This is a genomic window from Microbacterium sp. F2 (assembly GCF_052274505.1).
In the GTDB taxonomy this organism is placed as follows: Bacteria; Actinomycetota; Actinomycetes; order Actinomycetales; family Microbacteriaceae; genus Microbacterium.
This window is the reverse complement of the sequence record NZ_JBNVBV010000004.1, coordinates 100,354-112,305: the sequence shown is the minus strand read 5'-3', so window position 1 is coordinate 112,305 and position 11,952 is coordinate 100,354. Positions and strand designations below refer to the sequence as shown.

The following is an 11,952-nucleotide window of genomic DNA, read 5'->3' as shown; positions in this document are numbered from 1 at the left end:
GATGACCACGCGCCGCATCGCGGTCGTCACCGCGGGGCTCTCGAACCCGTCATCCACGAGGCTCCTCGCCGACAGGCTAGCGGAGGCCGTTCGTGCACAGCTGGCCGAACGCGAGATCGAGGTCGGGGTGGATGTGATCGAGCTGCGTGAGCACGCTCACGCGATCACCGACAATCTCCTCACCGGGTTCGCCCGCCCCGAGCTTGCTGAAGCGATCGAGACCGTGACCTCGGCAGATGCCCTCATCGCCGTCACGCCCATCTTCACGACGAGCTACTCCGGGCTGTTCAAGTCGTTCCTCGACATCCTGGACCCGGACTCGTTGCGGGGGATGCCGGTGCTGCTGGCAGCAACCGGCGGGTCGCCACGGCACTCGCTGGCCCTCGAGTACGCGATGCGCCCCCTGTTCACCTATCTGCACGCTGACCCGGTCTCGACATCCGTGTTCGCGGCATCGGAGGACTGGGCCGGCGGCGAGGGAGCATCCTCGCTGCGTTCGCGCACCGAGCGTGCCGCGGGAGAGCTCGCGGATGCCGTCGCTCGTCGGGGCGCAACAGTCGCTGAGGACCCGTTCGACCCGGCTACCTACCTCGGCGAGGGTCGCTCGTTCGAGAGCCTGCTCGGCGGACTCACCGCCGACTGACGCAGATACACGAATGCCCCGGCCGCACCCGACGGCCGGGGCATCGTGGGTTCTCAGGCGCGGACTGCGCCGCTGGCCAGCACGCCGCTGGCCTCAGTGTCGTCGGCAGCTCCCGCGGCTTCGACAGTCGCGGCGCTCGGGCGGCGACCGATGCGCTTAAGGCCGATGACCGCGACAGCGGTGATCACGGCGCCGATCGCAATGGACAGCAAGAACCACAGGATGTTCCCGATGGCGAAGAGTACGAATACTCCGCCGTGGGGCGCCTGCGAGGTGACCCCGAAGGCCATCGAGAGGGCGCCGGTGACGGCGCCACCGAGCATGGACGCGGGGATGACGCGCAGTGGGTCGGCTGCTGCGAAGGGGATAGCACCCTCCGAGATGAAGGATGCACCCAGCAGCCACGCCGCGACACCGTTCTCGCGCTCCACCGGAGTGAACTGCTTACGGGCAAGCACCGTCGATGCGAGCGCGAGTCCGAGTGGCGGAACCATGCCCGACGCCATGACGGCAGCCATGATCTCGAGCGGCACCTGGTTCGCCAGTGACGCGGCCCCGAGGCCCGCGACCGCGAACGAGTACGCGACCTTGTTGACGGGCCCGCCGAGGTCGAAGCACATCATGAGGCCGAGGATGACGCCGAGCAGCACGATTCCGACGCCGGTCAGGCTGTTCAGCCAGTCGGTCAGTGTAGTCATGAGCCAGGCGATCGGCCCGCCCAGGAACAGGATCATGGCTCCGGATGCGGCGATCGATGCCAACAGCGGAATGATGACGACCGGCATCAGCCCACGAAGCCAGCGGGGTGCCGGGATACGGGTGAGTGAGGCTGCCACGAGGCCCGCGAGCAAACCACCGACGATGCCGCCGAGGAATCCGGCGTTCATCATGACGGCGATCGTGCCGACCACGAACCCCGGCGCGATGCCGGGCCGGTCGGCCATCGCGTAGGCGATGAATCCTGCAAGGGCCGGCACGAGGAAGCCCATGGAAGCTGCACCGATGACAAACGCGACGGCGCCGATGTAGGTCCAGAAGCCGCCGTCGGGAAGGTTCCACAGGGATGACGAAGCGACGATGTCGCCGGCCGTCGCATTGATGTCGTATCCCGCCAGGCCAAAGCCGATGGCGATGAGCAGACCACCGCCGGCAACGAAGGGGATCATGTAGCTGACGCCGGTGAGAAGCCAGCGTTGCAGCTTGCGCCCGGCGTGTTCGCTGGCGGTGTCGGTTGTCGCCGTCGTGGTCTCGGTACCCGCGACCCGCGCAGCATGCGGGTTCGCGGCTGCGGCCAACGCCTCGTCGATCATGGCTCCGGGAGCTTCGACTCCACGCTTGACGGGGCCTTGAACGACCGGCTTTCCGGCGAAGCGTGCCCGATCGCGAACATCCACGTCCACCGCGAAGATCACGGCGTCGGCTGCGGCGATGACGGCTGGATCGAGCGCGGTCGATCCGCTCGAACCCTGCGTCTCGACCTCGAGGCGGATGCCGCGCTTCTTCGCCTCGGCGACGAGGGCGTCGGCAGCCATGTAGGTGTGGGCGATGCCGGTCGGGCAGGCGGTGACTGCGACGAGCACGCGCTCACCCGACGCCGCCGGTGCCGCGGTGGTCGCAGCAGGCGCCGGGGCGATCGCCTCATCGATAAGGCCGACGACCTCGGGCGCCGAGGTCGCGGCGCGCAGGGACTCCACGAACTCTTCCCGCACCAGCGCGCGGGCGATCGTGGAGAGGATCGCGAGGTGATCGGTGTCGGCTCCGACCGGTGCGGCGATGAAGAACACGAGATCGCTCGGGTCATCGTCGCCGAAGTCCACCGGGTCCGAGAGCCGTGCGAACGCGAGGGTGGGCTCCGTCACGGCGGCGGTGCGGCAGTGGGGGATCGCAATCCCGCCGGGCATACCGGTCGAGGTCTGCGCCTCGCGGGCGTGGGCGTCTGCCGCAAGCGCGTGCGCATCCGTTGTGCGACCCGCGCCCGCGACGATGGTGCTGAGGGCATCGATGACGTCCCCGGATGTCGCGCCCAACGCGACATCGAGAGCGACAAGCTCCGGGGTGATGATGGACATGTTCTCTCCTTTGATGAACGTCACGGTGCTGTGACCGTGGCGGGCAGGTGGATCTCGGTGACCGTGACCTGGTCAGGGCGGGTGTCTGTGGGGCGCGGGATGGTAGTCCCGGGCAGGGAGACGGCGGCCGAGCCGTACGCCACGGCGCGTGCGAGCCGCGCAGCGGGCGAGAGCCCCTCCGTGTCGGCGATGAGGTAGCCCGCCAGCGACGAGTCGCCGGCGCCGACCGTGCTGCGGGCGATCACTGGTCGGTGGGTGGCGTGCCAGGCGCCATCGGCGAAGGCGAGGACCGCGCCCGCGGCGCCGAGCGTTGCCAGCACGGCGACGATTCCGTCGGTCCGCAGTGCTGCGCTCGCGCTCGCCACGGCTTCCGGTGTTCCGAGAGCAGCGGGGTCCGATCCGGTCAACTCCGCGAGTTCCTCGATGTTGGGTTTGATCAGATCGATCCGCACGCCCGCGGTGCGCAGCGCTGCAAGCGGCGCACCCGAGGTGTCGACCGCGATGCGGATGCCGGGCGCGGCGATCCGCGCCGTCCGTGCCAGATCGGCGAGCAGTTCGACATCGGCACCCGGGGGGAGCGAACCGGCAAGAACCAGCCAGCTCGCCCGGGTTGCCTCGGCGGCCACGACATCGTGAAGGGCTGCCACGGCGGCGGTGCTCAGCGGTGAACCGGGTTCGTTGATCTTCGTGGTCGTGCCGTCGGGCTCGGCCAGCGAGATATTGGTGCGCACGGTGGCGCCCGGATCCACGGTGACAACTGCCAGTCCGCTCTCGACGAGTTCGCGCACGTACGGATCGTGGTAGTCGGCCCGCACGATCGCCCGTGTCGGTATGGATGCGTGAGCCAACGCCCGCGAGACGTTCACGCCCTTTCCGGCTGCCTGCGAGGTGACACCGCTCGCGCGAAGGACAGCGTCGCGCTCGAGTCGGGAGGGAAGTTGGATGGTGCGATCAACGCTCGGGTTGATCGTGACGGTGACGATCATGCTCGCACCAGATCCACGTCGGCGGCCCGCAGCGCTTCGCTCAGGTCGGCATCCGGTTCGCCGTCGGTCACGAGGGCGTCGATGTCATCGAGGCCTCCGAAGCGCACGAGAGATTCTTCGCCGAGCTTCGATGCGTCGGCAACGACGATCACCCGCCGCGCCGAGGCTACAGCGGCTCGCTTGACCTCAGCCTCGGCTTCGTCAGGTGTGCTCAACCCGAACTGTGCGTGCACGGCATTGGTCCCGATGATCGCCACATCCGGCCGCAAGCCGGCGATCTGCTCGATGGCTCCCGCGCCGACCAGGGCGCCGGTCAGCGCCCGAAGTCGTCCGCCGATCACGCGCACGGCAGGGGTCGTCAGGTGGCTCAGCGTCGACGCGGTGATCACGGAGTTGGTGATGAGCGTGAGCGAGGCGTTGCCGTCTTCTCGAGCGGCGAGAAGCCGCGCGACGCGGGCTGCCGTTGAACCGGCATCAATGTGAACGGCCCCGCCGAGACCGCGGGGGATCAGATCGAGCGCCGCCGCGGCGATGCGTTCCTTGGCCTCGGTTGCGGTGGCTTCGCGGGCAGCCAGGCTCGGCTCTGCGGCGCTCGTTCGGCCCGCGGGGACGGCGCCGCCGTGCACGCGGAGGAGCACGCCGTCGGCCTGGAGCTGGTCGAGGTCGCGGCGGATCGTCTCCTGTGCGACGCCGAACAGGGCTGACAGGGCGGTTACCGAGGCGCGACCCTCGTCGGTGACGATTCCAGCGATGCGCTGCTGGCGCTCCGTCGCGTACATGACTGTTCTCCCACCCGGCGTCATCCCTGACGTCGAAATCTGTGTATGTGTGAGAGTAGCTGTGAATGTGTTGGTTTACAAGAGTCGATCTGCATTTCGGGCGCGCCGTCCTGAGATCGCTGACGTGCTGCACTCGCCCGAGTGGGGCTGGGTGGCGACCGTGGGGTGTCTCGAACCGGGGTGCGAGCTAGGCGGGAGCGTCTTCTGTGCCGGAAGAGCGGCTGTCTCGCGCGGATGAAAGCCGCGTGACGATCAGGTCGACGATCAGGCCCAACACGATCGCGACCCCGATGGAGATGAGGACGGCAACGACGGGTCCGCCCGGAACGAGCTGTCCGACGATCGCGCCGACGGCGGCCTGGTACACCGCCCACCCCGTGGCTGCCGCGGCAACGAGAACGAGATAGCGAGGAGCCGGAACCCGCGATGCACCAGCGGTCAGGTTCACCGCCAGTCGGGCGAACGGGATGAAACGGGCGGTGAAGACCACGGTTGCGCTCGATCGATGCAGGCGGCGGTGCGCCCACCCGATCGCGGCGCTCACTCTGCGGCCCCGCATCCACGCCCACCGGTCCAGCCCGACGCGGCGCCCGACGGCGTACACGATCATGTCGCCGAGGAAGGCCGCGAGCGCTGCCAGGAGCACGACACCCAGCAGGGGGGGCGAGCCGACGGTCACCGCGAGTGCGCCGAAGGCGGTCACGGCGACCTCTCCCGGGACGACCACGAGGAGGCTGTCGGCGAGGACGAGAGCGAACATGAGGGGAAGCGCCCAGGCGCTACCGGCAACGTGCGTCAGCACCTCATCGATCACACCTCTGAGGTAACACGCGAGGGTGAACGGAGACGGAACGGGGCACGTCCGGTGACGCGATGGCGTGCATCCGGTGAACTCTCGGCAACCGTGCCTGCCTCAGCGTGTTCGGCGATCCGACACGCGTCACCCTGGAGACGTGAGAGTCGCGGTATTGGCGGAATCGTTCCTCCCCCACATGAACGGAGTCACCGGCTCGGTGCTCCAGATCCTTCGTCATCTGGCGAACGAAGGGCACGAGACCCTCGTCATCGCACCCAAGGCCGGCGACGTCGAGGTGGATCTGCACGGCGCTGATCTGTCCGGCGCTCGCACGACCATGCTCCGGTCAGTGCCGTTGCCCTCGTACCCACAAGTTCGCGTCGTGTTCGCTCGCGCGGCGAAGCTTGCGGCGCACCTGCGCGAGTTCCGGCCCGATGTCATTCACCTGGCATCGCCGTTCGTGCTCGGCTGGCAAGGAACGGCTGCCGCCGACGCGCTCAAGGTTCCCGTTGTCGCGGTCTACCAGACGGATGTAGTCGCGTACGCCCAGAAGTACGGGCTTCCGGCTGCGACGTCGATCGTGCAATCGCACCTGACGCGACTGCACCGCCGCTCGACGTTGACCCTGGTGCCGTCGTCGGCGAGCATGTCCCAGCTTGAAGATCTCGGCATCGATCGCCTGCGCCGGTGGGGGCGGGGAGTGGATGCCGTGCGCTTTGCTCCTGAGCATCGCAGCGCCAGCTGGCGGCAGCGCATCGCCCAGGGTGAGGCGATCATCGGTTATGTCGGGCGGCTCGCCCCCGAGAAGCAGGTCGAAGATCTCGCCGCCCTGCACGATCTTCCGGGAACCCGGCTGGTCATCGTCGGTGATGGACCCTCGCGACCCGCGCTCGAGCGCGCCCTGCCGCGTGCTGTCTTTCTCGGACACCTCTCCGGTGATGCGCTGGGCGAGGCCATGGCCTCGTTCGACGTTTTCGTCCACCCCGGCGAAAGCGAAACGTTCGGCCAGACGATCCAGGAGGCGCTCGCGGCGGGAGTCCCGGTTGTCGCGACGGGAACAGGCGGACCGGTCGATCTCGTTCGCAGCAGCGTCGACGGATGGCTCTATCGGCCGGGAGACCTCGCCGACCTCCGTGCGCGGGTGGCAGACCTCGTCGGCGACGACGCCAAGCGGCGCGCGTTTGCGACCGCGGCGCGCGAGTCCGTGCGCGATCGCACCTGGGAGGCCCTGGGCCGCCAGCTCGTCGGCCACTACGCCGAGGCTCGGATGCTGCGCCCGATCGACGACTCTTTGTTCGCCCGCGCCGCGACGCGACCGGCAGCGCCGCCAGCGCCAGCGACCGAGGGGGCACCCCGCTGGTGCCGTTTCGTTGCTCTCGGGGATTCTCTGACCGAGGGACTGTGCGACACCTCGCGGATGCCGAGGGGTCAGTACCGCGGGTGGGCCGACCGCCTCGCGGATCTGCTGGCCGGCGCCCGAGAGGCGAGACTTCCGGCGACCGCGGAGCCGTTCCGGTATGCGAATCTTGCCGTGCGCAGCCGCAAGATCCGGGACCTCCTCGTCGAGCAACTACCGCGTGCGCTGGAGATGGAGCCGGATCTGGTGTCGGTCTTCATGGGCGCGAACGACCTGGTCAGCCGCGGCGCCGATCCGCTCACCCTGGCCAAGGGACTCGAGCGGGCTGTCGTGGAGTTGCGCTCCCGTGGCATCGACGTGCTGCTGGTCAGCATCGTGCTGCCTCGGCGCCGGGCCGCGATGATCTTCGCCCGACGCGTCGCGATCTATAACTCCGAGATTCGACGCATAGCCGCCGACACCGGCTGCATGCTGCTCGATCTTGAGGCCCAGCCGGCGATCAGCGACCTGGACATGTGGGCCGATGACAAGGTCCACTTCCGATCGAAGGGCCATCGGTTCGTTGCCTATCGGGCCGCCGAGGCTCTGGGGGTGCCCTACGCTGACGAGCTCGCGAATCTCGACTCAGCCTTCCACGACGATGACACTCCCAACCCGCGCGGCTGGGTGCGTCGCGATGCCGCGCCCTGGCTCTGGCGGCGGCTTCGCGGGCGCACCGCCGGAGACGGCCTGAGCGCAAAGCACGCAGACTACGTCACGATCTCACGGCGACCGATCTCGACGCCGCCGCCGCTTGTCGCACCGGATTCCGGACCGCGCCCGGTGCAGCAATCGCCGGAGCGGCGGCCGGTCGACCCGGTGCGGCCAGCGCGGCCCTGATAGGATCGTTCGGGTTGCCTTACGGCATCCGCTCAACTTCACAGTGAGCTTCATGGAGCAGGCCGGCAGCGAGCTGGTCCCCTGTGGTGGGTTCCCCGTCTTTTGTGCCGGGTGGCTTTCTACTGGTGGCCAGCGCCGGCGAGAACGCGGGATGCCGCGCGTCGAACACTGCCTGTTCCTGCTCCTTCGCACGTTCTCGCGCGCCATTCGGGCGGGCGAGTCGAAACAAAGAAGGAGAGACCTCTTGGAAGGTCCTGAAATCACCGCCGCCGAAGCCGTCCTCGACAACGGACGTTTTGGCACCCGCACGATCCGGTTCGAGACCGGACGCCTGGCACAGCAGGCGCAGGGCGCTGTTGCCGCCTACCTCGATGAAGAGACGATGCTCCTGTCGGCCACCAGCGCCGGCAAGCACCCCCGTGAGGGCTTCGATTTCTTCCCGCTGACCGTCGACGTCGAAGAGCGTTCGTACGCTGCAGGCAAGATTCCCGGCTCGTTCTTCCGTCGTGAAGGACGTCCCTCCACCGAGGCGATCCTCGTGTGCCGTCTGATCGACCGGCCCCTGCGTCCGTCGTTCGTCGACGGCCTTCGCAACGAAGTGCAGATCGTCGTCACCGTGCTCTCGATCGCGCCTGGCGAGTTCTACGACGCGCTCGCGATCAACGCCGCCTCGCTGTCGACCCAGATCTCGGGGCTGCCCTTCTCGGGCCCGATCGCGGGTGTGCGTCTCGCGCTCATCCCCGGTCACGGCGAGCACGCCGACCAGTGGGTAGCGTTCCCGAAGGCCGAGCAGCTCGAGGATGCCGTCTTCGACCTGATCGTCGCCGGGCGCGTCCTGCCCGACGGTGACGTCGCGATCATGATGGTCGAGGCTGAGGCAACCGAGGGCAGCTGGAACCTCATCAAGGGTGGCGCCACCAAGCCCAGCGAAGAGGTCGTTGCGCAGGGCTTGGAGGCCGCCAAGCCCTTCATCAAGGAGCTCGTCGCAGCGCAGAACGTCGTCGCGAATACCGCCGCGAAGGAGATCCAGCCTTACCCGGTCTTCCCCGCCTACGCCGACGAGACCTACGACTTCGTCGCCGGGCGCGCCTACGACAAGCTCGTCCCGATCTACCAGATCGCCGACAAGGTCGAGCGTCAGAACGCCGACGACGAGCTGAAGGATGCCGTCAAGGCAGAGCTGGTCGCAGCCGTTGATGCTGGCGAGCTGCCCGAGACGGCGCTGGGTGAGTTCTCGGCAGCGTACAAGTCGGTGACGAAGAAGATCGTCCGCGGTCGCATCCTCACCGAGGGCGTGCGCATCGACGGTCGTGGACTTGCCGACATCCGTCCGCTGGATGCCGAGGTCCAGGTGATCCCGCGCGTGCACGGTTCGGCGATCTTCCAGCGCGGTGAGACCCAGATCCTGGGCGTCACGACGCTGAACATGCTCAAGATGGAGCAGCAGATCGATTCGCTCTCGCCCACGACGAGCAAGCGCTACATGCACCACTACAACTTCCCGCCGTATTCGACCGGTGAGACCGGCCGAGTGGGTAGCCCGAAGCGTCGCGAGATCGGCCACGGGTTCCTGGCCGAGCGCGCGCTCGTGCCGGTGCTGCCTCCGCGCGAGGAGTTCCCCTACGCCATCCGCCAGGTTTCCGAGGCGCTCGGCTCCAACGGGTCCACCTCGATGGGCTCGGTGTGCGCATCGACGCTGTCGCTGCTGAACGCGGGTGTGCCGCTTCGCGCACCCGTCGCCGGTATCGCGATGGGCCTGGTCTCAGACGAGGTCGACGGTCAGACTCGCTACGCGGCGCTGACCGACATCCTGGGTGCTGAGGACGCGCTCGGTGACATGGACTTCAAGGTCGCCGGCACGAGCGAGTTCGTCACGGCGATTCAGCTGGACACGAAGCTCGACGGCATCCCGTCGTCGGTGCTGTCGGCAGCTCTCACGCAGGCCAAGGAAGCGCGTCTGACGATCCTGAACGTCATCAACGCCGCCATCGACGGCCCCGACGAGATGGCCCCGACCGCTCCGCGCGTGATCAGCGTGCAGATCCCCGTCGACAAGATCGGCGAGCTCATCGGCCCCAAGGGCAAGACGATCAACGCGATCCAGGATGCGACCGGCGCCGATATCTCCATCGAGGAGGACGGCACCGTCTACATCGGCGCGACCGACGGCCCGTCCGCCGAGGCCGCCCGCGCACAGGTCAACGCGATCGCCAACCCCACCAACCCCGAGGTCGGCGAGCAGTTCCTGGGCACGGTCGTGAAGATCGCAACGTTCGGTGCGTTCGTCTCCCTGCTCCCGGGTAAGGACGGCCTGCTGCACATCAGCGAGGTCCGCAAGCTCGCCGGTGGCAAGCGTGTCGAGAACGTCGACGACGTCCTCTCGGTCGGGCAGAAGCTCCTGGTCAAGATCACCAAGATCGACGACCGCGGCAAGCTCTCGCTCGAGCCCGTCATCGACGAGCCCGCCGATCAGGAAGGCCGCGCTGCGGCGAATGAGGGCCCGGAGGCTCCGGCCGAAGGCTGATCCCTGTTTCGAGAACGCCCGTCCCGCTGGGGGCGGGCGTTCTCGCATTCTGGCGTGATCGAAGTGTTATGTAATATTCACGCCTGTGTCGCCTGGCGCCGCCGCGCCGCCGCCAGTACGCCGTACCCTCGAAACACGCGCCGGGGAGCGCGTCGGCATCCGTGACTCACCACCGCGGATACCGTGAAGGGGGTGAGGGAATGGCTGTTTTCGGCGTCGGTGCCGCGGCAACGGCAGGAGCCGGGGCAGTGAACCCCGCCCATCCCTCCGCCCCGATTCCCGTCCTGGGCCAGCCGCTCGGCTCGAACGTGCGCGTCGATCTCGGCGAGACCGGGATGTCGGTCTTCCCGCTGATCCTCGGCGGCGGTGAGTTCGGCTGGACCGTCGACGCGGCCACGAGCCACGAGATCCTCGACACCTATGTGCGTGCGGGCGGCAACGCCGTACACACGGCCGACAGCTTCTCGGGTGGTCGCAGCGAACACATCATCGGCAGATGGATGGCAGACCGCGGCATCCGCGATGACATCGTGCTTGCCGTGCGGGTCGGTGCCCACCCCGATCACCCGGGGCTCGGCCCTGTCGACCTCGTGCGGGCCGCAGAGGCCTCGCTCACGCGCCTCGGTACCGACCGCATTGATGTCCTCTACCTCGACGCTCGGGCAGACACGACCACCGCGGTGGAGGAGACGCTCGCCACCGCTGAGTGGCTCATCAGCGCGGGCAAGGTCCGCGCGATCGGGGCGATCGGGTATCAGGCTGCGCAGCTCGTGGAGGCTCGAATCCTGTGCTCCGCAGGGTACCCCCGGATCTCGGTTCTTGATGTTCCCTTCAACGTCCTGCGGCGGCACGAGTTCGACAGCGATCTGCGGCTGGTCGCCAGCGCTCAGTCGATGGCGGTGACGCCCTCTCACGCCCTCGAGCACGGGTTCTTGTCGGGTCTGCACCGCGACCGTCTCAACGGACCGCTGTCGGTTCGGGCGAAGCAGATCACAGCGAACGTCAACCGACGCGGCACACGCACCCTGAAGGCGCTGGATGCGATTGCCGCGGAGCTGGGCGTCACCAACGCCTCAGTCGCCGTTGCCTGGCTTCTCGCTCAGCGCATCATTACGGCCCCGATCATCAACGCGTTCGCCCCCCACCAGGTCGACGAGCTCGTGCAGGGCGTGGGCGTGCGGCTCACGCGAGCCCAGCTGGCAGATATCGCCCGCGCGGCGGACTGAGACCACCCGCCCGGGCCGAGAGGTTAGGGTAGGACTGTTCCGAGCACGTCGAGGAAGCGGCCCCGTGACCCACTACATCTACCTCGTTCGCCACGGTGAGCATCTGGATGCCGAGCATGGCCTGATCGACGGACCCCTGTCACCCCGCGGCAAGCGGCAGGCAGCTCTGTTGGCCGACCGCCTGTCGGGGATCCCTTTCAACGCGCTCTGGCATTCCCCGCTCGATCGTGCCGCCGAGACAGCGCGGGCAATCGCCGAGCGAATGCCGGCCCTCACCCCGACCCCGTCGGCCCTGCTGTTCGATTGCGTTCCCACGGGCATGGTTGAGGAGACCCCGGCTGTGTTTGAGCCGTTCTTCGGAGCGGTCACCGAAGAAGAGGTCGAAGCGGGTCGTGCGCAAATGGCCGACGCCGTCAACGCCTTCCTCGTGCGCAAATCCGGTGAAGTGCACGAACTGCTCGTGACCCACAACTTCGTCATCGGATGGTTCGTTCGCGAGGTCTTGCAGGCGCCCGAGTGGAAGTGGATGACGCTGAATCAGGCGAACTGCGGTCTGACGGTGCTGGCCCAGAAGCAGGGGAGACCGTGGACGCTGCTGTCTCACAACGACCTCGCCCATATTCCGGTCGAAGACCGCACCGGGCTTCCCGAGGCTTACGCGTTCTGAGCGTGCGCTGCGCGGCCGGATGCCGC

The 11,952-nt window shown here is 68.0% G+C and carries 9 protein-coding genes; 5 read left to right on the top strand and 4 right to left on the bottom strand.

What is annotated here, in order from left to right:
* The first annotated feature begins 1 nt into the window (after position 1).
* Positions 2–643: an FMN reductase gene (locus tag ACQVDU_RS09535; protein ID WP_443476984.1), complete on the top strand. Its 642-nt coding sequence runs from the start codon at positions 2–4 to the stop codon at positions 641–643.
* 53 nt (positions 644–696) lie between these two features.
* Here ACQVDU_RS09535 and ACQVDU_RS09530 read toward each other — a convergent pair whose 3' ends face one another.
* The 4 genes from ACQVDU_RS09530 to ACQVDU_RS09515 form a co-directional block, all read right to left on the bottom strand.
* Positions 697–2,712, bottom strand: a complete 2,016-nt coding sequence (locus tag ACQVDU_RS09530; RefSeq protein ID WP_443476983.1) for a PTS fructose transporter subunit IIABC — start codon at positions 2,710–2,712, stop codon at positions 697–699.
* Positions 2,713–2,732: 20 nt separating this feature from the next.
* Positions 2,733–3,698 carry a 1-phosphofructokinase family hexose kinase gene (locus tag ACQVDU_RS09525; protein ID WP_443476982.1) on the bottom strand — a complete coding sequence of 322 codons (966 nt, stop codon included), beginning with the start codon at positions 3,696–3,698 and terminating at the stop codon, positions 2,733–2,735.
* The gene (locus tag ACQVDU_RS09520) at positions 3,695–4,477 is read right to left on the bottom strand and encodes a DeoR/GlpR family DNA-binding transcription regulator (protein WP_363496563.1); all 783 of its coding nucleotides are present in this window, start codon (positions 4,475–4,477) and stop codon (positions 3,695–3,697) included. Before ACQVDU_RS09520 ends, ACQVDU_RS09525 begins: the two co-directional genes overlap by 4 nt.
* Before the next feature lie 187 nt (positions 4,478–4,664).
* On the bottom strand, positions 4,665–5,291 hold the full coding sequence (locus ACQVDU_RS09515; protein WP_363496560.1) for a DedA family protein: 627 nt from the start codon (positions 5,289–5,291) through the stop codon (positions 4,665–4,667).
* 139 nt (positions 5,292–5,430) lie between these two features.
* Between ACQVDU_RS09515 and ACQVDU_RS09510 the strand changes: the two genes are divergently transcribed.
* The 4 genes from ACQVDU_RS09510 (at position 5,431) to ACQVDU_RS09495 (ending at position 11,926) form a co-directional block, all read left to right on the top strand.
* A complete protein-coding gene (locus tag ACQVDU_RS09510) occupies positions 5,431–7,509 on the top strand; it encodes a glycosyltransferase (RefSeq protein WP_443476981.1) in 2,079 nt (692 codons plus the stop codon).
* A 244-nt stretch (positions 7,510–7,753) separates the two neighbouring features.
* On the top strand, positions 7,754–10,033 hold the full coding sequence (locus ACQVDU_RS09505; RefSeq protein WP_443476980.1) for a polyribonucleotide nucleotidyltransferase: 2,280 nt from the start codon (positions 7,754–7,756) through the stop codon (positions 10,031–10,033).
* Between the two features lie 200 nt (positions 10,034–10,233).
* Positions 10,234–11,259, top strand: coding sequence for an aldo/keto reductase (locus ACQVDU_RS09500; RefSeq protein WP_443476979.1), 1,026 nt, complete (start codon positions 10,234–10,236; stop codon positions 11,257–11,259).
* Between the two features lie 64 nt (positions 11,260–11,323).
* The gene (locus ACQVDU_RS09495; protein WP_443476978.1) at positions 11,324–11,926 is read left to right on the top strand and encodes a histidine phosphatase family protein; all 603 of its coding nucleotides are present in this window, start codon (positions 11,324–11,326) and stop codon (positions 11,924–11,926) included.
* Positions 11,927–11,952: the final 26 nt, after the last annotated feature.